The 22,059-nt window shown below is 52.5% G+C and carries 23 protein-coding genes and 2 tRNA genes; 12 read left to right on the top strand and 13 right to left on the bottom strand.

Features of this window, described 5'->3' with window-relative positions; all coding sequences use genetic code 11:
- The 4 genes from WFP70_RS22265 to WFP70_RS22280 all read right to left on the bottom strand — a co-directional run.
- Nucleotides 1-249 (bottom strand): transposase domain-containing protein (locus tag WFP70_RS22265; protein WP_337024466.1); only part of this gene is annotated, 249 nt, incomplete at its 3' end.
- A 123-nt stretch (nt 250-372) separates the two neighbouring features.
- On the bottom strand, nt 373-1,995 hold the full coding sequence (gene agp, locus WFP70_RS22270; protein WP_337024465.1) for a bifunctional glucose-1-phosphatase/inositol phosphatase: 1,623 nt from the start codon (nt 1,993-1,995) through the stop codon (nt 373-375).
- Between the two features lie 256 nt (nt 1,996-2,251).
- Nucleotides 2,252-2,339, bottom strand: a tRNA-Ser gene (locus WFP70_RS22275).
- Between the two features lie 35 nt (nt 2,340-2,374).
- Nucleotides 2,375-2,462: transfer RNA gene (locus WFP70_RS22280), tRNA-Ser, on the bottom strand.
- 224 nt (nt 2,463-2,686) lie between these two features.
- Between WFP70_RS22280 and yccA the strand changes: the two genes are divergently transcribed.
- Both yccA and tusE read left to right on the top strand, forming a co-directional pair.
- A complete protein-coding gene (gene yccA, locus WFP70_RS22285) occupies nt 2,687-3,343 on the top strand; it encodes an FtsH protease modulator YccA (protein WP_034820380.1) in 657 nt (218 codons plus the stop codon).
- Nucleotides 3,344-3,443: 100 nt separating this feature from the next.
- A complete protein-coding gene (gene tusE / locus WFP70_RS22290) occupies nt 3,444-3,770 on the top strand; it encodes a sulfurtransferase TusE (protein ID WP_337024468.1) in 327 nt (108 codons plus the stop codon).
- Here tusE and yccX read toward each other — a convergent pair whose 3' ends face one another.
- Nucleotides 3,771-4,049, bottom strand: a complete 279-nt coding sequence (yccX, locus tag WFP70_RS22295) for an acylphosphatase (protein ID WP_182057296.1) — start codon at nt 4,047-4,049, stop codon at nt 3,771-3,773. It abuts the gene before it with no gap.
- Between the two features lie 82 nt (nt 4,050-4,131).
- On the opposite strand from yccX, the gene rlmI reads away from it, so the two are divergent.
- Complete coding sequence (gene rlmI, locus WFP70_RS22300) at nt 4,132-5,322, top strand: 23S rRNA (cytosine(1962)-C(5))-methyltransferase RlmI (RefSeq protein ID WP_337024464.1); 1,191 nt, start codon at nt 4,132-4,134, stop codon at nt 5,320-5,322.
- A 58-nt stretch (nt 5,323-5,380) separates the two neighbouring features.
- On the top strand, nt 5,381-5,698 hold the full coding sequence (gene hspQ, locus WFP70_RS22305) for a heat shock protein HspQ (protein ID WP_313375178.1): 318 nt from the start codon (nt 5,381-5,383) through the stop codon (nt 5,696-5,698).
- A 32-nt stretch (nt 5,699-5,730) separates the two neighbouring features.
- On the opposite strand, the gene WFP70_RS22310 is transcribed toward hspQ, so the two are convergent.
- Nucleotides 5,731-6,153 carry a CoA-binding protein gene (locus tag WFP70_RS22310; protein ID WP_034820410.1) on the bottom strand — a complete coding sequence of 141 codons (423 nt, stop codon included), beginning with the start codon at nt 6,151-6,153 and terminating at the stop codon, nt 5,731-5,733.
- 175 nt (nt 6,154-6,328) lie between these two features.
- On the opposite strand from WFP70_RS22310, the gene WFP70_RS22315 reads away from it, so the two are divergent.
- Together WFP70_RS22315 and WFP70_RS22320 are read left to right on the top strand one after the other, a co-directional pair.
- Entirely contained in the window at nt 6,329-6,955 is a 627-nt protein-coding gene (locus WFP70_RS22315; protein WP_097119296.1) for a YccT family protein, read from the top strand.
- Nucleotides 6,956-7,022: 67 nt separating this feature from the next.
- Complete coding sequence (locus WFP70_RS22320; RefSeq protein ID WP_337024463.1) at nt 7,023-7,484, top strand: methylglyoxal synthase; 462 nt, start codon at nt 7,023-7,025, stop codon at nt 7,482-7,484.
- 3 nt (nt 7,485-7,487) lie between these two features.
- On the opposite strand, the gene helD is transcribed toward WFP70_RS22320, so the two are convergent.
- Nucleotides 7,488-9,542, bottom strand: a complete 2,055-nt coding sequence (helD, locus tag WFP70_RS22325) for a DNA helicase IV (protein ID WP_337024462.1) — start codon at nt 9,540-9,542, stop codon at nt 7,488-7,490.
- Between the two features lie 123 nt (nt 9,543-9,665).
- Here helD and WFP70_RS22330 point away from each other — a divergent pair, with 123 nt between their 5' ends.
- Complete coding sequence (locus tag WFP70_RS22330) at nt 9,666-10,109, top strand: YccF domain-containing protein (RefSeq protein WP_034820431.1); 444 nt, start codon at nt 9,666-9,668, stop codon at nt 10,107-10,109.
- 12 nt (nt 10,110-10,121) lie between these two features.
- Nucleotides 10,122-12,260 carry a YccS family putative transporter gene (gene yccS, locus WFP70_RS22335; RefSeq protein WP_337024467.1) on the top strand — a complete coding sequence of 713 codons (2,139 nt, stop codon included), beginning with the start codon at nt 10,122-10,124 and terminating at the stop codon, nt 12,258-12,260.
- A 1-nt stretch (nt 12,261) separates the two neighbouring features.
- Here the strand turns inward: yccS and WFP70_RS22340 are convergent, their stop codons facing one another.
- Nucleotides 12,262-12,885, bottom strand: coding sequence for a TfoX/Sxy family DNA transformation protein (locus WFP70_RS22340; protein WP_166931960.1), 624 nt, complete (start codon nt 12,883-12,885; stop codon nt 12,262-12,264).
- A 221-nt stretch (nt 12,886-13,106) separates the two neighbouring features.
- Here WFP70_RS22340 and sulA point away from each other — a divergent pair, with 221 nt between their 5' ends.
- Together sulA and ompA are read left to right on the top strand one after the other, a co-directional pair.
- Nucleotides 13,107-13,598, top strand: a complete 492-nt coding sequence (gene sulA / locus WFP70_RS22345; protein WP_097119300.1) for an SOS-induced cell division inhibitor SulA — start codon at nt 13,107-13,109, stop codon at nt 13,596-13,598.
- A 349-nt stretch (nt 13,599-13,947) separates the two neighbouring features.
- The gene (ompA, locus tag WFP70_RS22350; RefSeq protein ID WP_337024461.1) at nt 13,948-15,021 is read left to right on the top strand and encodes a porin OmpA; all 1,074 of its coding nucleotides are present in this window, start codon (nt 13,948-13,950) and stop codon (nt 15,019-15,021) included.
- A 91-nt stretch (nt 15,022-15,112) separates the two neighbouring features.
- Here the strand turns inward: ompA and matP are convergent, their stop codons facing one another.
- Nucleotides 15,113-15,580, bottom strand: a complete 468-nt coding sequence (gene matP / locus WFP70_RS22355; protein WP_141399037.1) for a macrodomain Ter protein MatP — start codon at nt 15,578-15,580, stop codon at nt 15,113-15,115.
- Nucleotides 15,581-15,633: 53 nt separating this feature from the next.
- Here matP and WFP70_RS22360 point away from each other — a divergent pair, with 53 nt between their 5' ends.
- Nucleotides 15,634-17,496: a Lon protease family protein gene (locus WFP70_RS22360; RefSeq protein ID WP_337024460.1), complete on the top strand. Its 1,863-nt coding sequence runs from the start codon at nt 15,634-15,636 to the stop codon at nt 17,494-17,496.
- A 67-nt stretch (nt 17,497-17,563) separates the two neighbouring features.
- On the top strand, nt 17,564-18,082 hold the full coding sequence (gene fabA, locus WFP70_RS22365; RefSeq protein WP_034820448.1) for a bifunctional 3-hydroxydecanoyl-ACP dehydratase/trans-2-decenoyl-ACP isomerase: 519 nt from the start codon (nt 17,564-17,566) through the stop codon (nt 18,080-18,082).
- A 66-nt stretch (nt 18,083-18,148) separates the two neighbouring features.
- Here the strand turns inward: fabA and rmf are convergent, their stop codons facing one another.
- From rmf to pqiA, 4 genes are all read right to left on the bottom strand, one after another.
- A complete protein-coding gene (rmf, locus tag WFP70_RS22370) occupies nt 18,149-18,316 on the bottom strand; it encodes a ribosome modulation factor (RefSeq protein WP_007887362.1) in 168 nt (55 codons plus the stop codon).
- 269 nt (nt 18,317-18,585) lie between these two features.
- Complete coding sequence (gene pqiC, locus WFP70_RS22375; protein WP_166931966.1) at nt 18,586-19,152, bottom strand: membrane integrity-associated transporter subunit PqiC; 567 nt, start codon at nt 19,150-19,152, stop codon at nt 18,586-18,588.
- Nucleotides 19,149-20,792: an intermembrane transport protein PqiB gene (gene pqiB / locus WFP70_RS22380; RefSeq protein WP_211728177.1), complete on the bottom strand. Its 1,644-nt coding sequence runs from the start codon at nt 20,790-20,792 to the stop codon at nt 19,149-19,151. Before pqiB ends, pqiC begins: the two co-directional genes overlap by 4 nt.
- A complete protein-coding gene (gene pqiA / locus WFP70_RS22385) occupies nt 20,764-22,047 on the bottom strand; it encodes a membrane integrity-associated transporter subunit PqiA (RefSeq protein ID WP_337024459.1) in 1,284 nt (427 codons plus the stop codon). Before pqiA ends, pqiB begins: the two co-directional genes overlap by 29 nt.
- Nucleotides 22,048-22,059 lie beyond the last annotated feature (12 nt).

Genomic DNA, 22,059 nt, shown 5'->3' on the forward strand with positions numbered 1-22,059 from the left:
AGGCCTTTTCCCCGGCAGAAGGATATCCAGGTGTGAGACGAGCTGGGTCATCGAATGGGAGCGAAAAAGTGCCATGCCGGTCACAGCCCAGACCATCATTTCCATCGATAACCGGCGCTTTCGTAACGTCACTGTGCCGGTATCAGCAAGACACTCATCAATGAGCTCAGGAGAAAGGAGATCAGAAAGCGTCGAGAATTCCTGAGGCGTAAAGTGATGAACGATATCGAGAGCCTGACTGAGAAGCATAAAAAAATCCGTAATCCCTGAGAGATTACGGATTTTTGCAGAACTGCCGGATCGTTCAACCGATCATTTTTGTCTTAACTGATCGGCATTACGTCGAGGCGGGGTTTTTTCATTACAGCGACGTTAGTTGCTGGCAGGAGCGGCTTTTGCCGCCTCACCTTCCGGCTTGGCTGGCGTCGCATCTGACTGCGCTTTCTGCGCTGCAGCGGCATCAGCTTTCGCTTTGTCCTCCGCCGCTTTCTGTGCAGTGGTTTTCTCAGCTTTCGCTTTATCCTCTGCTGCTTTTTGGGCAGCCGCTTTGTCCGCCTTCACTTTCTCTTCAGCGGCTTTAGCATCAGCCGCTTTCTGCGCAGCTGCTTTGTCCGCTGCGGCTTTATCTGCGGCCGCTTTATCTGCAACGGCTTGATCCGCTTTCGCTTTAGCATCGTCATTGGCAGCAGCAGGCGCAGGTTGTGCCGCTGGCTCTGCTGCTGGAGCAGGAGCAGCCGGCTGCAGCGGGGTACCCTGCAGTGCAGTATTCAACGCGGTAGCAAACTGATCCCAGCTGCAGTAGCCGTTAGCATCGACGTCACAGCCTGCCAGTTGCAGCGTGACACGCTTCGGCGGGTTTTTCAGGCTCAGCACATCAGCATTACGCAGTTGTTCCGCTGTCTGATAAACGTATTCCACTTTCAGCAGATCTTTGTTGTTTTTAGCATCGTGCCAGCGCTCAAACACCACCTGGCCACCGATGGGCGTTTTCTCATCGTTACCCGGCAGCTCGTATGGCTTAACCTGCAATGCGCTCAGCAGCGAGGCAATATTCGAATCGTGCCCCACCATCACGGTGACTTTCGGTGCGTTCGCTTTGTCCTGGTCCACTAGCTGGCTGCGGATGTAATCCACCAGCGGTGCGGCCACTTCACGCGCGACATCGGGAGAAGTGAACAGCGCATCCTGATAACCATTTTTGATTGCCGCGAGGGATTTCCACTGCTCAGGGGTTTTAATCTGGCCCCAGGCCACCTGATCGGCCGGGAATCCTTCGTAATATTGCAGCGTGAAGGCATCGACCAGCGAATTGCCGATTTTCAACGGTCCATTCACGTTAGGCTCTTTGCCATTTTCTGCGCTGAAGGTGTTGTCACCGCCGCTCAGATCACACTGTTTTTTGCCGTTACAGGCCGGTGCCGATTTGTAATCAACAATTTTTTCTAACTGCTGGAAAGCCGGTTTCAGCGCCAGCTTCTCATTCGCAGCCGTCATCGCCGCCAGTGCTTTCTTATTAAATTCGTCGCTGCCGTCCGTGATCACCGGATTAAAGATAGGATCCATGGTGCCCATCGCATCCTGATGGGTCACGGAAATATCACAGCCAGGGAAAGCGCCAGTAATGAAGTATTGCGCGGTGGCTACCGTACGTTGCAGGCTGTTGGCATAGACAAAGATGTTGCTGCTGTCCGGGCAGGTGCCGCTTTCCACCAGACCCTGCTGTGCCAGCCACTGACGGGTATAGTTACCCATGTAGACTTCCAGCACGCCGCCCTTGGTGGTTAACTCGCCGCCGGGCACATCCCACTGCGGCCAATTCTTCTTGGTGGATTGTTCCAGCACGCTGCCGTTGTTGGCTAACGGTGCGCGCAGATTGTGACGGCTCAGCATCAGCACTTGCTGTAACTGCATATCTCCATCTGCCGCGTAAGCAGACATACCGATCGGGAGCGCAGCGATAACTGACAACGCGCAAAGACTCAGTTTCTTGATCATTGTGCCTATTCCATAATTCATCAGTGAAACACTCTGGCATTCAAACGATTAGCTCGCCATTGAGCGAATTACCGCACAGTGTAACCCAGCTTGCCTCGGAAAATCGCCAGATGTTTACAAAAACCGTGAATGGAATATAGCAGTAAACGCGCGTGCCGTCGGGTAACGGCAGCAGATGGAAAAGCAACGGGATGTTTTTCGGAATTCCGGAACGCAGAAAAGCAAAAAGCCCGCATTTCTGCGGGCTTCTTTAATATGGCGGAGGAACAGAGATTCGAACTCTGGGATGGTTTCCCATCGACGGTTTTCAAGACCGTTGCCTTAAGCCACTCGGCCATCCCTCCGGAAATCTTTTTGACACTTCACTCTGCAAGAGTGATGGCGGAGGAGGAGAGATTCGAACTCTCGGATGGTTTCCCATCGACGGTTTTCAAGACCGTTGCCTTAAGCCACTCGGCCACCCCTCCGCAATGAGGCGCACTATAAACATCCCCCCGAACGATGTAAAGCGCGGATTGAATCGTTCGCCTGAAAAACAGCCAAAATCCATTTTTTCGCTGTCAAAATCACCATTCTGCTCAGTGAAACAGCAATTTATCGCGTAAAGATGGGTAAAACGACTTTGCTGTCTGGTAGCCGTTGCGTATCCTCAGGCCATATTTGGTGTTCTCTCTCTATAATGGAGCGCATGATGGATAGAATAATTAGCTCGTCACAGCAGCAATCGCTGATCAGCACCCACAAAGTGCTGCGCAATACCTACTTTTTACTTGGCCTGACGCTGGCGTTCTCCGCGGTCACTGCCACGCTCAGCACCGTTTTTGCTCTGCCCTCTCCCGGATTAATTTTGATGCTGGTCGGTTTTTACGGTCTGATGTTCCTGACCTACCGTCTGGCGAATAGCCCGGCAGGTATTCTGGCGGCCTTCGCCTTTACTGGTTTCCTCGGTTATTGCCTTGGCCCAATCCTAAGTTCCTTCCTTGCTGCAGGCATGGGTGATGTGATTGCCATGGCGCTGGGCGGTACGGCGCTGGTGTTCTTCTGCTGTTCGGCCTACGTCCTGACCACGCGTCGTGACATGTCCTTCCTTGGCGGCATGATGATGGCTGGCTTCGTGGTGCTGCTGGTTGCGGTCGTGGCGAATATCTTCCTGCAACTGCCAGCGCTGCATCTGGCGATCAGTGCGCTGTTTATCCTGTTCTCTGCGGGTGCGATTCTGTGGGAAACCAGTAACATCATTCATGGCGGCGAAACCAACTATATCCGCGCCACCGTGAGCTTGTATGTGTCGCTGTATAACATCTTTGTCAGCCTGCTGAGCCTGTTAGGCTTCGCCAGCAAAGATTAAGCTGCAGACGTAAATGTCCAAAACCCCGCTTCGGCGGGGTTTTTGCTTTTTAGCCGTTGGCGAACTTACAATACGCCGATTGATGCTGTGAGGAATGACTGTGATTTTTGCCGGTAAAGAGATCGCCACCGATGCGGAAGGCTATTTAAAAAATAGTGCGGACTGGAGCGAAGCACTCGCTGCGGTGATTGCTGAGAATGAAGCCATTGTGATGAGTGAGGCTCACTGGGAAGTGGTGCACTTTGTGCGCGCCTTCTATCAGGAGTTCAATACTTCCCCTGCGGTGCGCATGCTGGTGAAAGCCATGGCGCAGAAGTATGGCGAGGAAAAAGGCAATGGCCGCTACCTGTTCCGACTGTTCCCTGAAGGTCCGGCAAAACAAGCCACTAAAATTGCCGGTCTGCCAAAACCTGCCAAGTGTCTGTAATCAGCCAGTGGTAAATCGCGTGGGCATCGGCGTGGGTTGATGAGGTTCCACCAGCACCTTATCGACCCGTGCACTGGTTGGCCCGCCTGCTTTTAGCCAGGCGATTAACGCCTCCACTTTTTGTTCATCGCCAGCGGCCAGCACTTCAACACTGCCGTCGCGCAGGTTGTGCGCATAACCGGTAACGCCCAGTTTATTGGCCTGTGACTGGGTGTAATAACGAAAGCCTACCCCTTGCACCATACCGTGCACCCAGATTTTGTAGCACGTGTTCGCCATGGCTATCTCCCCATTGTGCGTTGCAATTTGCCGCCATCCACCGGAAAATGGCGCCTCATTTTTTCAGGTAAGCATAGCAAACATGACCGTTCGATTGATTCTCGCTAAGGGACGTGAAAAATCCCTGCTCCGCCGCCATCCGTGGGTGTTCTCAGGTGCCGTTGCCCGTATGGAAGGTAAAGCCCAGTCTGGTGAAACTATTGATGTCTGCGACAGCAATGGTAAATGGCTGGCCCGTGCCGCTTATTCTCCACAGTCACAAATTCGCGCGCGCGTCTGGAGCTGGCAGCAGGATGAGTCAATCGACATCGCCTTCTTTGTCCGCGCTTTTGAAAAAGCGCAGCAGTGGCGCAAATGGTTGGCGCAACGTGATGGCCTTGATAGCTATCGCCTGATTGCCGGTGAGTCGGATGGCATGCCTGGTGTGACCATCGACCGTTTCGGCAACTTTATGGTGCTGCAGCTCCTGTCAGCCGGTGCTGAATATCAACGCCCGGCAATTCTTTCTGCCTTACAGCAGTGCTTCCCAACTTGCGCGATTTACGATCGTTCTGATGTTGCCGTGCGCAAAAAAGAAGGACTGGAATTGACACAAGGTCCAGTGACCGGTGAGCTACCGCCGCCGTTACTGCCGATTACCGAACACGGTATGAAATTGCTGGTCGATATTCAGGGCGGCCATAAAACCGGTTACTACCTTGATCAACGTGACAGCCGTTTTGCCACGCGCCGCTACGCTGAAAACGCTCGCGTGCTTAACTGCTTCTCTTACACCGGCGGATTTGCCGTGTCGGCTCTGATGGGTGGCTGCCGCGAAGTGATTAGCGTGGATACGTCACAGGATGCGCTGGATGTGGCGAAACAGAACGTTGAGCTCAATGGCCTCGATCTGTCTCGTGCACAGTTCGTGCGTGATGATGTCTTCAAACTGCTGCGTCGCTACCGTGACAGCGGCGAAAAGTTTGACGTGGTCGTGATGGATCCGCCGAAATTTGTTGAGAACAAGAATCAGCTGATGGGCGCCTGCCGCGGATATAAAGATATTAATATGCTGGCGATGCAGTTGCTCAATCCTAACGGTATTCTTCTGACATTCTCTTGCTCAGGACTGATGGCCACCGATTTGTTCCAGAAAATTATCGCCGATGCCGCAGTGGACGCGGGTCGTGATGTACAATTTGTAGAGCAGTTCCGTCAGGCAGCCGATCACCCCGTGATCGCCAGCTATCCTGAAGGTCTTTATCTGAAAGGTTTTGCCTGCCGCGTGCTGTGACTTGAAAATCTGTACCCTGCCTCCATATTAGAGACAGGGCACAGTTTTGGGAGGCACCATGATTACCAGTAAATTTGGCATTGGACAGCAGGTCCGTCACCGTCTCTCCGGGGTGCTCGGCGTTATTGTGGATGTCGATCCGGAGTTTTCGCTCGATGAACCCGAGCAGGATGATGTGGCGGCCAGTGAAACGCTGCGCGCCGCACCCTGGTATCACGTAGTGATGGAAGATGAAGAAGGCGAACAGGTGCACACCTATATCGCCGAAATTCAGCTCGCCGGTGAAACGTCGTATGAGCATCCTGAGCAACCTTCGATGGATGAACTTGCTGCTTCCATCCGGCAGCAGTTGCAGGCACCTAGCCTGCGCCATTAATGACAACGGCGACCTCGGTCGCCGTTTCAGCTTTACGACGCGATGGGCGGAATACCCAGACGCGGAATCTCAATCTTAGGACAACGATCCATCACCACCGTCATGCCCGCATCGCGCGCTAGCACTGCCGCCTGCTCATTGATCACGCCCAATTGCAGCCACAGCGTATCGGCACCAATGGCAATCGCTTCCTGCGCCACACCCCAAGCCGCCTCAGCATTGCGAAATACATCTACCATATCCACTTTACCCGGAATTTCTGCCAGCGTGGCGTAAGCGGTCTGCCCCAGCAACTGCTGCCCCGCCAGTTTTGGACTCACCGGAATAACCTCATAACCCTGATCAAGCAAAAACTTCATCACACCATAGCTTGGGCGATCGGCGCGATCGCTCGCCCCTACCAATGCAATGCGTTTGGTTCGGCTCAACACATCACGAATCGTTTGATCATTCATTTTTTTCTCCTTGTTCGTTCGCCTGAGTGTAGTTGCCATTGCGTGACACAGGGCAAGCCCCTCAGATAAAAACTTTGCGCCTCAGCACGAATAAATATGTGAAAATGTAAATTTACTGCCATAATGTAATAATTTGCTACACATCACCCTTAATCCCTATCCTCCGGGAGTTGAAATGAAGCTGTCTTTGGCTGTTACGAGTTTACTCGTGTTACTCGTATCGGCATCCTGCCATGCCATCACCCTCAAACTCGATCCTGAAATCGACTTGCTGGTGCTCGATGGTCGCAAAATCTCAGGCTCGTTGCTGAAAGGCGCGGACAGCCTGGAGCTGGAGCGTGGGCAGCATCAATTCCTGTTTCGCGTTGAAAAACCTTGTGCGGATGCCACGCATTTTCAGTCGGTGCCGATGATCGTCACGTTCAATGCCAGCGCCACCTCAGTCGCGATTCGTTTACCCGTTCTGGCCAACCGCCGAGAACGCAGCACGTTCGATAAGGCGCTAAATTTCCAGCTCGTTGATGAACGAGGGAATGAAATCACCAGCGTGCGCGATCGCTTACCACAGGGTAGCGATAGCGATCTGGAAAAGGCCATGCTGAATTATAACCGTACTGCCCAGGCGGCATCGGTTCCTCGCTTTGCGCTGCAATCGGTGAGTGCGCCGGATGCCCAGATGAGTCTCGATTTTGCCTGGCAGGATGCGGGAGAGTTACCTTATCTGCAACAGTGGTTTCAGCGTTTTGATGCTGCTACACGCCTGAGATTTATCAGTTGGATGAAAACCTTACGCGCAAGTTGATAGTGTTGAAATGTCAGGGGTAAACTCATGCCTTAAAATTAATGCATGAGAAGAAACAGGAAGCCCTATGGAGCAGACCGTTCGTACCCTTAACGTTCAGAAACACATTGCCCTCGTTGCCCACGATCACTGTAAAGCGACGCTACTGGAGTGGGTTAAAGCCAACCAGAGCGCGCTGCAACCGCATGTGCTCTATGCCACCGGCACCACAGGTAATCTGATTAATCGCCACACCGGTTTAGACGTCAACGCCATGCTAAGCGGCCCGATGGGTGGCGATCAGCAAGTGGGTGCTTTGATTTCCGAAGGGAAAATCGATGTGCTGTTCTTCTTTTGGGATCCGTTAAATGCGGTGCCGCACGATCCCGATGTCAAAGCCCTGTTACGTCTGGCCACCGTGTGGAATATCCCGGTGGCGACCAATCGCGCCACCGCGGATTTCATTATTCAGGCACCGATGTTTGCCCAGCAGTTTGAGATCCAAATCCCCGATTATCAGCGCTATCTTGCCGACCGCCTGAAAGAGTAATGTTCAGGCCTTCCGACTTTGCGGCACGCCCAATTCGCGGAAGTGTTCGACAAAAACGGAAGGCCGATCTTTATCAAACAGCATCCACACTTGCTGACGTGCGCGGGTAATCGCCACATAGGCCAACCGTCGCTCTTCAGCGTCAGGGAAATCTTCCGGCTGGGGTAATAACCCCTCTTCCATAATCGATTCACGCGCCTCAGCGGGGAAGCCATCACGCCCCTCATGCAGGCCCAGCATAATGACAAAATCTGCCTGCTGCCCTTTGCTGGCATGAATAGTCATAAATTCGATCTGCAATTTCGGCCAGCGCGTTTTGGCTTTATCGAGGATGGCAGGACGCAGATGGTGATAGCGCGCCAGCAACAGCACACGCTCTTCCGGTTTCGCATAGCCACTTAATTTATCCAGCAACGGTTCCAGTTGCTCCTGCGGCAGCAGCGTGACTGACTTCTTATTCCCCTTGCTCAGACTGTTGAGCGGCTTGCGCAGCTGATGTGGATTCTGCTGCACAAAGCGGTTGGCAATCTCACCGATGCGATCGTTGAAACGATAGGTGGTGTCCAGCACACAGCGATCGCCGTCACCAAAGTAGTGGTGGAAAGCCGTGGTCAGACTCATCTCGGCGCCGCTGAAACGGTATATTGCCTGCCAGTCATCGCCCACCGCGAACAAACTGGTGCGCTTATTCTGCTGACGTAACGCAGTCAATAAAGCGGCACGCTGTGGCGAGATATCCTGAAACTCATCCACGAGAATATGCTTCCACGGACTGATAAAGCGCCCTTTTTCGAGAATGGCAATCGCCTGATGGATCAGTCCGGAGAAATCGACTGCCCCCTCCTCTTTCAACGCACTTTTCCAGGCTTTTAATAGCGGCGCCATCAGTTTGACGCGTTTGCTGAAGTTATCGCGGAAATCTTCTGGTACATCGGCAATCATCGCCGCCTGCGCACCGCCGTGCATGCGCATCAGTCCCAGCCAGCGCTCCATGCGTGAGGCCAGCCGTTGCGCCAACTTGTCATCCTGCCAGAATGGGCCTTCAGCGACCTCCCACTCCAGTTCCTCCTGCAACCATTGACGCCAACCGCTCGCCTGCGCTTTTTTACTGTTGCACTGTTCGCGCCAGGTGTCGATCAGCAGTTGCCGCCGCGCCTTGCTGTCACTTTCAAGCTTGCTGATCACCGGCTGCTTATTGCTGCCTTCGCGGATGATGTGCAATGCCAGCGCGTGAAACGTTCGTGCCTGAATCGCACTCTCACCTAAGCGTTGCTGAATACGATCGTTCATCTCTTCGGCCGCCTGGCGACCAAATGCCAGCAGCAGAATCTGCTCCGGCTGTGACAGCTTGCGTTTCAGCAACCAACCGGCACGTGCCACCAGCACCGAGGTTTTACCACTTCCCGCGCCGGCCAGCACCAGTAAGGCGTCTTCACCGTTGACCACCGCTTCGCACTGGGAAGCATTAAGCGGTGTAGTTTCGACAGTGGAGAAAAATTCGTGATAGTCCTTGATGACCTTCGTCGTCCATTCACGGTTGCGCTGGCGAATGGCGGTTTCACCTTGTTCTAACCACTGCTGGCAAAACTGCCAGCGCGCACGGCAATTATCAAACTCATTCAGGCGCGAAAGTGGCAGCGGTAAGGCGGAAAATTGGCGTTGAATGCTCTCCTTTACCGTAGCCAGTTCGCTACGCTTTAACCAGCGATCCTGTTGCGTGAAGGCGATAATCTCCTGTTCCAAAGCCATCAGGACTTGTGCACTGACTTCGCTCATTTCCTGGCTCCACTGCTGCCAGGCATGCTGCAAGTAATGGAAAAAACGCTGCGTCTCCTGCCATTCCGTGCCGTGCAGGCGTACAACCTTATCTTCTGGCAAGTGAAATTCCAGCTCTCCCCAAACCATGCCGCGTTTACAGGCAATGCTGATTAACTGATTGAACGGGATAAGATATTCGTGACGATCGCCACTGACTTCCACGCCAGCGGCCAGCAGACGCACCCGATCATAGGGATGCTGAGCCAGACGTTTGCCCATTGATGTTGCTTTCAGTTCCATGTCCGCACCGTCTTGTGGAATTCGATTATCGCGCAGTTTACCTGTCAGACTCTTGGCGCTCCAGCCTTAAAACAGGCTAAACTGGGCGACACATATTGCGGATTGCAAAAGGAAAATCGTGTTATGCGCACCGTATTGAATATTCTTAACTTCGTTTTGGGTGGCGTGTTCACCACGCTAAGCTGGCTGTTTGCCACGCTTGTCAGCATTGTGCTTATCTTTACCCTGCCTTTAACGCGATCCTGCTGGGAAATCACTAAACTTTCACTTCTGCCCTTTGGTAATGAAGCGGTGCATGTCGATGTGCTGCGACCTGACAGTAAAAGCCATGTGCTGAATGCTGGCGGAACCTTCCTCAACATTTTCTGGCTGGTGTTTTTCGGCTGGTGGCTGTGTCTGATGCATATTTCTGCTGGCATCATCCAATGCCTGACCATCATCGGTATCCCCGTCGGTATCGCTAACTTTAAAATTGCCGCTATCGCACTCTGGCCCGTAGGCCGCCGTGTGGTCTCGGTGGAAGAGGCTCAGGCCGCGCGTGAAGCGAATGCGCGTCGTCGATACTAAGGCGGACAATTGATGCTTCTGAACGCGATGCCGGGATGGCGACGTTATCTGTTCAATAGCAGCCTGCGTTATTTATTGCGCATTTTCTTCGCGCTGGCAGGGTGTGCCGCCGTTCCGTGGTGGCTGCAGCAAATAGAATGGACCATTCCTTTGACGCTTGGCGTGGTGGCGGCCGCGCTAGCCGATCTGGATGACCGATGGACTGGCCGCCTGCGCAATCTGATGATTACGCTGGTCTGCTTCTGCATCGCTTCGGTATCGGTTGAGTTGCTGTTTCCCTATCCGTGGGCCTTTGCCATCGGTTTGGCGCTCTCGAGTTGGGGCTTCATTTTGCTTGGCGCTTTGGGGCAACGCTATGCCACTATCGCTTTTGGTGCGCTGCTCATTGCGGTTTATACCATGTTGGGGATTGGACTGTTCCCTCAATGGTGGATGCAGCCCGCCCTGCTATTGATTGGTGCGCTGTGGTACAACCTGCTGACATTTATCGGCCATTTGATTTTCCCGGTACGGCCGGTACAGGAGCAACTGGCGGCCAGTTTTTCTCAGCTGGCAAGTTATCTGGAGGCCAAGGCGAATCTGTTCGATCCGGATGCCGGTGAACAGGATGATGCCAGTACCATTGCCACGGCGATGGTGAACAGCCAGTTGGTGGCGCAACTTAATCAGACGAAAACCACCATTCAGAGTCGCTTGCGCGGCGACCGTGGATCGCGCAGCACACGTCGCAGTTTGCACTACTATTTCGTTGCGCAGGATATTCATGAACGCGCCAGCTCATCCCATCTGCAATATCACCTGCTGCGCGATAACTGGCGCTATAACGAAGTGCTGTTCCGCTTCCAGCGCCTGTTGAATATGCAAGCTCAGGCCTGTCGCAAGCTGGCTGAGAGCATCTTGTTAAGACAGCCGTGGCACCATGACAGCAGTTTTGAGCGCACCTTCTCCCGGCTGGAAACGGCTTTGGAACGATTACAACAGAATGACCCGCAGGATTCGCACATCCGCGCGCTGTTTTGGCTGCTACGCAATTTGCGTGCGATTGATGCGCAACTGGCCTCGATTGAGTCTGAACAAGCGCTGGCAGAACCGCCTTCCTCAGCCGATAACCATCTTTCGCGTGAAGGGCTGAGTGGATGGGCGGATATCCGGTTACGGCTAAGTCGTCATCTGACTCCAGGTTCGGCATTATTCCGCCATGCTGTTCGCATGTCCCTCGTGCTTTGCGTTGGCTACGCTTTTATTCAGATTACCGGTCTTCATCGCGGCTACTGGATTTTGCTCACCAGTCTGTTTGTCTGCCAGCCTAACTACAATGCCACGCGCCGCCGGCTCGCCTTACGTATTGGTGGAACACTAGCGGGTATCGCTATTGGCTTACCGGTACTATGGTTAGTGCCCTCTATTGAAGGGCAACTGATTCTCATCGTGCTCAGTGGCGTACTGTTTTTTGCCTTTCGTCAGATTCAGTATGCGCAAGCCACACTGTTCATCACCTTGCTGGTGCTGCTCTGCTTTAACCTGCTGGGCGAAGGATTTGAGGTGGCGTTGCCGCGTATTGTTGACACCCTGTTGGGTTGCGGTCTGGCCTGGCTGGCCGTGGCATTTGTCTGGCCCGATTGGCGTTTTCGCAAAATTAGCGCCGTGGCGGATCGTACGCTGAATGCCAATTGTCGTTATCTCGATGCCATCCTTGAGCAATATCATCAGGGCAAAGATAACCGTCTGGCTTATCGTGTGGCGCGTCGTGATGCTCACAATGCCGATGCGGAATTAGCATCGGTGGTCTCGAACATGAGTAGCGAACTTAAGCTTCAGCAACCGCTGCGTGAAAACGCGTTCCGGTTACTGTGCCTGAATCACTCTTTCCTGAGCTACATCTCAGCGCTGGGCGCACATCGTGAACGGCTTTCTGATCCCGCATTGCTCAAAGTTTTAGACGATGCAGTGTGCTTTGTTCAAGATGTGCTGCAGATTGAACGCGTTAACGACAAGCAGGCAGTAGCCATGCAGCAGCAGGTGATGCAGCAGTTAAGTGATATCAAAAACAGTTCGGACGTGCAGGCGCCGCTGGTGATGCAGCAGTTGGGTTTACTGATTGCCCTGCTGCCAGAAATTGCCCGCCTGCGCCGCACATTATCCAGTCATTAAGTTAACTCGGCTCCACCGTGTTTTTTTGGTGGAGCGTTTTGACATACCACGCATGCAGTTCTTCTCTGATCGCTGCAGGCAATGCGGCCTGGTGATGTCCGGAAATCGCTCCTTCCAATGCCATTAACGTTTTCAGCCCGATATGTTTGTTAACGGCACGCAGTTTGAGCCAACTCTGGCGCGAGCCCATTTCATGCAGCACTTTCACTGAACTGATGCCAACTTTATGCAGCATCATCTCCATGCGCAGGCTAAGGTTAGGCAGATCCTTCAACCGTAAGGTCACTGTCCGGTTTGCTAACTCATGCTGTGCTGCGTGCAGTGCACTGGCCGACAACCGCAAGAGTTGCTCAGGATCCTGCCAAAGCTTCGCATCCACTTTGAAGTAATTCAGTTGCACTGGTATGCCGCGTTTGCGATAGACCAGCGGTTCAAGAGCACGTTGGGTGTGGTAAGTCTGCAATGCCTCACTGGCACGCAGGTAAAGCGCGTCTTCATTGATATACGCAAAAATGACCTTTTCTACTGTCAGAGCATAGCCACCAAATTGCGTTCGGGATTCGATCTTTCCCAGCGGCGCCAGCTGTGTTTTGGATTGTTTAACGAGTGGATTGTTGGTTTTCATTACAGCTCCTTTCCGTGAATTCTCATTCGAGAAAATTCCTTAAAATCCTGGGTTTTCATCTGGTTAGAAGATAGAAAAAACCCATTAGCTGTTCAATGAATAAAAGCATTTGCTGTGTGCGATGTGCACAATTTGCGAGGTGTTTTCAGAAATTGAGGTTGATCTTTATCCAGGAAGACATTACTGTACATCCATACAGTTCATTACTGAGTGATTAAAACATGCGTACTCAATTCTCTGGCCTTGCTGATCGTTCTCAACGTTTTGCTTCTACAAGCCTGACGCAGCCTTCTCTGGGTGGAATTACTGAACTACGTTACAGCGAACAACCTGGCATGATGCAGTTACTGCTGTTGCCGGTGTTAAAGCAACTCAGCGAACAGTCCCGCTGGCAGCTGTGGTTAACACCTGCGCATAAGCTGAATCGCAACTGGATGCAGCAGTCAGGATTACCGCTTGAGAAAAGTATGCATATCACCGAATCTGAACGACTCACGACAGTGGAAAGTATGGTGAAGGCTCTGCGCACGGGAAATTATAGTGTGGTTTTGGCCTGGATTCCGTACGAATTGAATGATGAAGAGCGGTTTGAACTTGAAATGGCAGCGGCAGAAGGTGAAGCACTAGGTTTAATTATGCGTCCGCAAGGTCACGATCGCGTCTTGTCCAGACAACCAAATACGCCAAAAATTCCGTCGGATTTGTTTCATTAAGTAAAACCAGGAATTTTCTCACGCTTTTTTTTCTTATGGATGCTGCTAAGCCACTGATTCTTTTCCCGCCAGCTTTGACAATGGTTTAGCCGCATTTTCTCAATTCGCTGGCGAAGATTTTGCCATGTGATTTGTTAAAATGTGTGTATAAATCCCTGTTTTTTTGCTGGCTGGCCTCACATCATACTTGTAACTTTCCAATCTCGTTGTAGACTTTATCTCGCCAGGGTGCTCAATAACCTCCGTTTTTTCGGTAGAGTCAAAAGCGAGCGTTTAGACCCGGCGAAGGATTAACACAAAGAGCAACCTTTTTGCTCATTGCCTATTTGGATGATAACGAGGCGCAAAAATGAAAAAGACAGCTATCGCAATTGCAGTGGCACTGGCTGGCTTCGCTACCGTAGCGCAGGCCGCTCCTAAAGATAACACCTGGTACACCGGTGCTAAACTGGGCTGGTCTCAGTATCACGATACTGGTTACTACGGTAACGGTTACGCGAACAACGACGGTCCAACTCACGAATCTCAGCTTGGTGCTGGTGCATTCCTGGGCTACCAGGCTAACCCATACCTGGGCTTCGAGCTGGGCTACGACTGGTTAGGCCGCATGCCTAACAAAGGCGACCAAGTTAACGGCGCATTCAAAGCACAAGGCGTTCAGCTGGCAGCGAAACTGAGCTACCCAATCACTGAAGACTTTGATGTGTACACCCGTCTGGGTGGCATGGTATGGCGCGCAGACTCTAAGCAGGCCAACCTGAACACTGGCGACCGTATCAGCAACCACGACACCGGCGTTTCTCCGCTGGCTGCAGTTGGTGTTGAATACGCACTGACCAAAAACTGGGCGACTCGCCTGGACTATCAGTGGGTTAACAACATCGGTGACGCAGGTACCGTTGGTGCGCGTCCAGACAACAGCATGCTGAGCGTCGGCGTGTCTTACCGTTTCGGTCAGGATGAAGAAGCAGCACCAGTTGTTGCTCCAGCACCAGCTCCAGCGCCAGTTGTAGAAACCAAGCGTTTCACTCTGAAGTCTGACGTGCTGTTCAACTTCAACAAAGCGACTCTGAAACCAGAAGGCCAGCAGGCTCTGGATCAGCTGTACAGCCAGCTGAGCTCAATGGATCCTAAAGACGGTTCTGTTGTTGTTCTGGGCTTCACTGACCGTATCGGTTCAGAGCAGTACAACCAGAAACTGTCTGAAAAACGCGCTCAGTCTGTAGTTGATTACCTGGTCTCTAAAGGTATCCCTTCTAACAAGATCTCTGCACGCGGTATGGGCAAATCTAACCCAGTGACTGGCAACACCTGTGACAGCGTGAAAGGCCGTAATGCCCTGATCGACTGCCTGGCGCCAGACCGTCGCGTTGAAATCGACGTGAAAGGTATCAAAGACGTTGTAACTCAGCCACAGGCTTAAGTTATCACGCAATAAAAAACCCCGCTCTTGCGGGGTTTTTTTTATCTCTTTTCAACTGGCTAACAACACCATCATAGTGCACACATTAGCGCTATTCGTTCTCTGATCCGCCTTTACCCAAAATCGCCTGCAGATCCTGCTTAAGCGTTGACATCTGGCTGGCATACTTCTCTTTGCGCTCGGCATCTTCAATCAACTGCACAATGGTTTCTGATAGCGTGTTGCTGCGACGCTGTGCCAATCCTGCCAAACGCTGCCACACCAGATATTCCAGATCGATCGACTTCTTACGCGTATGCTGATGTTCCGCATTAAAATGCCGCTTACGGCGCGCACGAATAGTCTGCTTCAGACGGTTCTCGAGATCGGGGTGAATGTGCTGAGCAATCCATTCCGCTACCTCTACTGGACTATTTTCCATCGCCAGTAAGGCATCCACCGCAGCCTGCGCGGCGCTGAGCTCAAGATGACGGGTGATCAATTCACCCTCCCGATGCTTTTTCACCAGGTATTTCCACTTCCATCCACTTTCAAGATTTTCGAGTTGCTGGTATTTCATCGGAATCTCATCGTGATCACGTAACAAACTAAGAATAACAGCTTTTTTCCCGGATGCAGCAAGGAAAAACATGTAGCGGTCATCACATTTCGGGCTGGAACTCCGCAGTGCTTAACAAGGTTGATTCCTGTATAATCGCGCTTTTCCTAAATCTGACTAATGCGAATATTTTGACCAGCACTCAAATTACGTGGCAAGCCCTGCAGCCGGATAGCATCCGCTACCAATCCATTTTTTCAAACGTCTCACTGGAAGATAGCGATAGTCTTGCCGCGGTTCAGCCGCGTCTGCTGAATGCGCTGGCGCATTTGCATCATCAAACCTTAGGTTTTCCTCTGTTGCTATTACGCAGTCAGGAAAACAGCGATTACCTCGCGTGCATCGCCGAAGCCGCACAGCGCTTCCAGCCCGAAGAGATCGCGCTGTATGGCGGTGACTATCATGTCATGGGTGACACGGTCAGCCTGATGCCGCCCAGCGATGCTAACCGGCCATTCACCAGTCAGGGCGGTGTTCACTTTGCCGACTGGATTGAAGCAGAACAGCTGTTTGGTTGTGTGCGTCAGTACAAAGATCGTATTCAGCCCGAGCCGGGATTGATTCATCAAGCCAATGGCGGCACTTTAATCCTGTCCGTGAATACGCTACTGGCTCAACCACTGCTATGGCTGCGTCTGCGTAAGTGCATCGAGCAAGGCCGCTTTGACTGGTATTCGCAGGACGAACGCCATCCGTTGCCAGTGGCCATCCCTTCCCTGCCGCTGCAACTGCGCCTGGTACTTTGTGGCGATCGTGATGCGCTAGCCAGCTTCCAGGAATTGGATGCAGAAGTGCATGAAATGGCACTCTACAGCGAGTTCGAAGAGAACCTGCAGATCACTGATGAAGAGGACATGACCTTCTGGTGCCAGTGGACGCTCACGCAAGCTGAACAAGCCGGTCTGGACCAGCCTGCAGCCGATTTCTGGCCGCTCTTGATCAATGAGGCGGTTCGCTTCACGGGCGATCAAGAAACCCTGCCGCTCTGCCCGCGCTGGTTACGCCGTCAGCTGCAGGAAACCGCGCTGCACGGTGACGTCATGAATGCTGAAGCATTGAAAGAAGCACTGGAAGCGCGCGAATGGCGTGAAAGCTACCTGGCCGACCGCATGCGTGACGAAATTCTGCTCAATCAGATTATGATTGAAACTGAAGGTGAAGTGGTGGGACAGATTAACGGTCTGTCTGTAGTGGAGTTTCCTGGTCATCCGCGTCCGTGGGGCGAGCCGTCACGTATCACCTGTGTTGTTCATCCGGGGGATGGCGAATTCACTGACGTTGAGCGTAAAGCCGAGCTGGGCGGTAATATTCATGCGAAAGGCATGATGATTATGCAAGCTTATCTGATCGCTGAACTTGAACTCGAGCAACAGCTGCCCTTCTCAGCCTCGTTAGTGTTTGAACAATCCTATTCCGAAGTGGATGGTGATAGCGCCTCACTGGCCGAACTCTGCGCGCTGATTAGTGCACTGGCCAATCAGCCACTAAGCCAGCATATTGCGGTGACCGGTTCCGTAGACCAATTTGGTAATGTGCAGCCTGTTGGCGGCCTGAATGAAAAAATCGAAGGCTTCTTCAGCATTTGCCAGTCACGCGAGCTGACCGGTAAACAAGGCGTTATTCTGCCAGCCAGTAATGTGCGCCATTTGAGCCTCAGCGAAGCTGTGGTTGATGCGGTGAAGCAAGAGAAATTCCACATCTGGGCAATTGAAAGCGTGGATGAAGCGTTACCCTTATTAACCGGCATCGCATGGCAAAGTGAGAGCGGCGAGTCACTGCTCAATACCATTCAGGAACGTATTGCACAGCTGAACCAGCAGGAAATTCGTCATCGTCCGTGGCCATTGCGCTGGCTCAACTGGTTTAACCACAGCTGATTGATTTGCCCAGCGTACAACTGTTCGCTAATATTCGGGCTTCACTAAAAGAAGGCATATTGAGAACATGGTAGATAAACGCGAATCCTATAGCAAAGAAGACCTGGTTGCCTCAGGTCGCGGCGAACTGTTTGGCGAAAATGGACCGCCGCTTCCCTCTGATAACATGTTGATGATGGACCGCGTGGTCATGATGACCGAAGACGGCGGTAAATTTGACAAAGGTTTTGTGGAAGCCGAACTGGATATCCGCCCTGACCTGTGGTTCTTCGATTGCCACTTTAAAGGCGATCCGGTCATGCCTGGCTGCCTCGGCCTTGACGCCATGTGGCAGTTGGTTGGCTTCTACCTCGGCTGGTTAGGCGCTGAAGGTAAAGGCCGCGCACTGGGTGTGGGCGAAGTGAAATTCACCGGTCAGGTACTGCCAACCGCGAAGAAAGTCACTTATAAAATTCACTTCAAGCGCGTGATCAACCGCAAGCTGGTGATGGGCGTGGCTGATGGTGAAGTCTTCGTTGACGGTAACCTGATTTACACCGCGACAGATTTGAAAGTAGGCCTGTTTAAAGACACATCTGCTTTCTAATTCCCCAAACGAAAACCTCCGCATTCAGCGGAGGTTTCTTCCTTCATTTATGGACATCCGACAGTGCTAGGCCACCGCCGACCTGTCCTCCATGGCTTGACGCCAACCTCCCAACCAGTAAGACCGCGCATCGATCATTTGATAGGGGCATATCTCTTTTGAGCGGCCAGTAATACCCGCTTGATAGCCTCGTGAATGTGCACGTTCCAGGCGGTCTCTTTTCTGTCTCTTCATGCCTCGATTCCCTCATTTCAGGTCTGGTGGATTCTGGGTGGAAAGAAAGAGTGGCGATATAATGTTCAACCACAGTAATGTTCTAACTCCAGACCGAAGAAAGATCAATGCGCAAAATTCACGCCAATGTCATCATTTTGACGTTAAAATGACATCTATAATTGTCAATTCCGTGTATATCTGGCTGATAAGACGATAAAAAAAGCCCCTGATTTGATGTCCGTCACACAACGGCAAATCAGGGACTTAGCATAAGCATCGAACAAATCTTAATTTAGCGAAATGACACTTTTTGCGATTTGTTGTGCTGTTTGCTGCCAGCCGATAGCCAGAGTACGCACCAGCGCATCATAGCCATCTTCGTTTTGCGGCAGAGTCAGATTAAAGCCATGTTTGATTAAGCGCCCTTGATGTTGCAGGAGCCATTCTCCACTCACCACAACCTGGCCATCATAGCGACCCTGGAAACCGGTCACATTCACCGTCAAAGTATCGTGGCTCTCACCTAACGGAGCACTGGCAACAATTCGGCCCGGCAGTGCTTTGCTGAGGTTGCTGATCAATGTCTGTTGTAGTTGTTGATCCAGCGGACTGGCCCACAAGTTATTGGCAGCAATCACATACTTTACATCGCTGGTTTGATACACCAAACCATTCCCTGCCATATAATCCGGAACCGATACCTGCTCGACCCAAATCATTGGCTGGTTGCCGCTGGATGCGCTGTCTACACGCGCGACATTGCTGCCCGCAGGCAGTTGATAATAGGTGTTTTCGATGGTGCTGCTACAACCTGCCAGGAGCAGCAACGCACCAATAATCAGCCCTTTTTTCACTGTTTCGCCCTCTTTGGCTGGGGATCCTGGCCCGGTTTGGCTTCAAACACCAATGCATTGCTCTTGGTATTGAGCGTTTTCAGCACCGGCTGCAATTCGCGCAGCACCTGGTCAAGTCGCTGCATGTCTCCCACCAGTTTGTTATAAGCCGGTGAACCCGGCTGCAAGCCTTTCATGCTGCGATTCAACTCGCGCAGCGTCTGCTGCATATCTTCTGGCAGCGTTTTCATCGCCGGGCTGGCAGTGATGTGATTGAGGTTATCCAGGGTTTTCTGCAATTGCTGCATCGTACGCTGGCTCTCTTTCAGGGTGCCTGTCGCTTCGGTGATCATCGGATTTAATGGCAGACCGTTGATCTTATCCAGCGCTGCCGTCAGTTTCTGCTGGATCTGACTTAATCCACCACTGACCGTTGGAATCACCTCCAGGCCCGCAATCTCATTTGGACCTTTATACGCCGGCGCGTTGTCATAGAAGTCCAGATCGATATACAGCGCACCCGACAAGAGGTTACCGGTTTTCAGCGTAGCGCGCAGACCCCGCTTCTTGCCATCCTGCAGATGCTGCTCAAGATTGAAATCTCCGCCCAGACGGCTGATAAAGCGATCCGGTTCGATACGAATCAATATCGGAACACGATAATCGTTATTCAACGCCTGATTGACACCTGGAATGGTGTAAGGCACTTGCGAGACGGTACCCAGACGAATGCCACGGAACTCAACCGGTGCGCCTACCTGCAAGCCACGAATCGAATCGGTAAAGAACAGCAGGAAATCGGTGTGGGTGGTATATAACGAATCCTGGATGCTGCGCTGATCGTCAAACAGATGGTATTCCGCTTTATTTTCGGCGATCTGCCCCAGCTCCGCGCCATCTGGCACATCAAAACTAACGCCACCGCTAAACAGCGTCGTCAGTGAACCCATTTCCACCCGCATGCCCGAGGCAGACATATCGACGGCGATACCGCTGTCTTTCCAGAAACGGACATTGGTCGTGATCAGACGATCGTACGGAGCGGCGATGAACAGTTGATAGGTCATCATGCGTTTATCGGTATCAAAGGTGCTGGATTCCACCGTACCCACGCGATAGCCACGGAACAGCACCGGATCGCCCGCATTAAGCTGTCCGGCTTTTTTACTGTCGAGTGTGATGCGAATGCCTTTGGCATCCGGCGGTGCCAGAGGTGGCGCATCCAGCAGTTGATAGCGCTCCGGTTGATCGCCCTTCGTACCTGGCTGCAATTCAATATAGGCACCCGAGAGTAATGTGCCGAGACCGGTAATCCCTTCGCGCCCGATTTGCGGTTTCACCACCCAGAATACGCTGTCGCCATGCAACAGTTTTTCCATCCCGGAATTGAGGCGTGCTTTGATCTCCACATGGTGCAGATCGTCAGTTAATACTGCACTTTCCACTACGCCAACATTGACACTGCGGCTCTTAATGGTGGTTTTTCCGGCTTCTATACCCTCAGCGCTTTCGGTGATCAACGTCACCTCCGGACCCTGATGGCTGAAATGATAAAATAAGATCCAGCCACCAATGAATAGCGTGACGATGGGTACGATCCAGACCGGTGACCAGCGTTTAATCTGGTCGACCTTAGCAGTCCCGTGATGGTTGTCCGTCAAGACGCGGCTCCTTTCGTTCAGTTTCCCGTAATCGATCCCAAATCAGGCGCGGATCAAACGTCATCGCTGCAAACATGGTAAGAATCACTACCATGGCAAACAGCAGCGCACCTGGCGCAGGGTAAACACTCATTAGCTGCCCCATCCGCACCAACGCGGATAACACAGCGATGACAAACACATCAATCATTGACCAGCGGCCAACAAATTCCACCACCTCATACACCACGTGCATTTTCTCATCATCACGTCGACCGCGACCACTGGCGTGCCAGCAAAGCCAGGCAATCGCCAGCATCTTGAGCGATGGCACCATGATGCTGGCGATAAAGATCACCAGTGCCACTGGCCAGGAACCATCGCTCCATAGCAGAATCACCCCGGCCATAATGTTCGAGGGATACTGCGAGCCGAGCGTCTCGGTCACCATAATCGGCATAATGTTCGAGGGAATGTAGAGCATCACCGAAGTGATCAACAGCGCCAGCGTCCATTGCAAGCTGTGCTTCCGTCGCGCTGCAGCCACCACGCCACAGCGGGGACACTCGGCCTGCGCGGCAGATAAGATAGCGGTACAGCAAGGGCAACTGCGCAGTCCCTGCTTCAACCCACTGATTCCGGCTTGCGGCACCATCGGCAAAGGCGGCAGTGGCTGAATGCACTGCCACACCCAGCGCCGATCCACACACTGAAATGCGCGCAGCTGTAATACACAGAATAGACACCACGGCCAGAAACTGCTGCCAAGGCCAATTTCGCCGTAGGCCATCAGCTTCACAAAGCTCACCAGCACGCCAGCCATAAAGATTTCGGCCATGCCCCAACTGCGCAGCTGGAATAAAATACGCGCCAGCCCAAGGCGCAGACTGTGCGGCATACGCACGCGATTCACCAACAGCAGAATGGTGATCATGCAGAATGCGGGAATCCCCTGTACAAACAGCAGAAACAGTGTCGCCAGGCTGCGGTAATCTTCACGATCCATCACCGCGGGAATTTCGAGCAGCGAGATTTGGCTGCTCAGCCCGGCCACATGCATATTGATAAAGGGAAATAGATTCGCCAGCACCAGCATAAACAGTGCCGCGAAAGCGTACCCGGTAGGACGTTTTCGCGGCTCATGCCAGTTAGCGGTCAGCGTGGTATGACAACGTGGGCAGCGCGCGCGACTGCCCACCGGCACGGCAGGCAATTTTACGGTTAAATCACACTGTGGACAGAGCATCCACTGGTGCGTCTGATCCGTTGCACACATACTGACTTCCTC

It is taken from the genome of Pantoea sp. USMM079, assembly GCF_037153115.1.
Taxonomy (GTDB): domain Bacteria; phylum Pseudomonadota; class Gammaproteobacteria; order Enterobacterales; family Enterobacteriaceae; genus Pantoea; species Pantoea communis.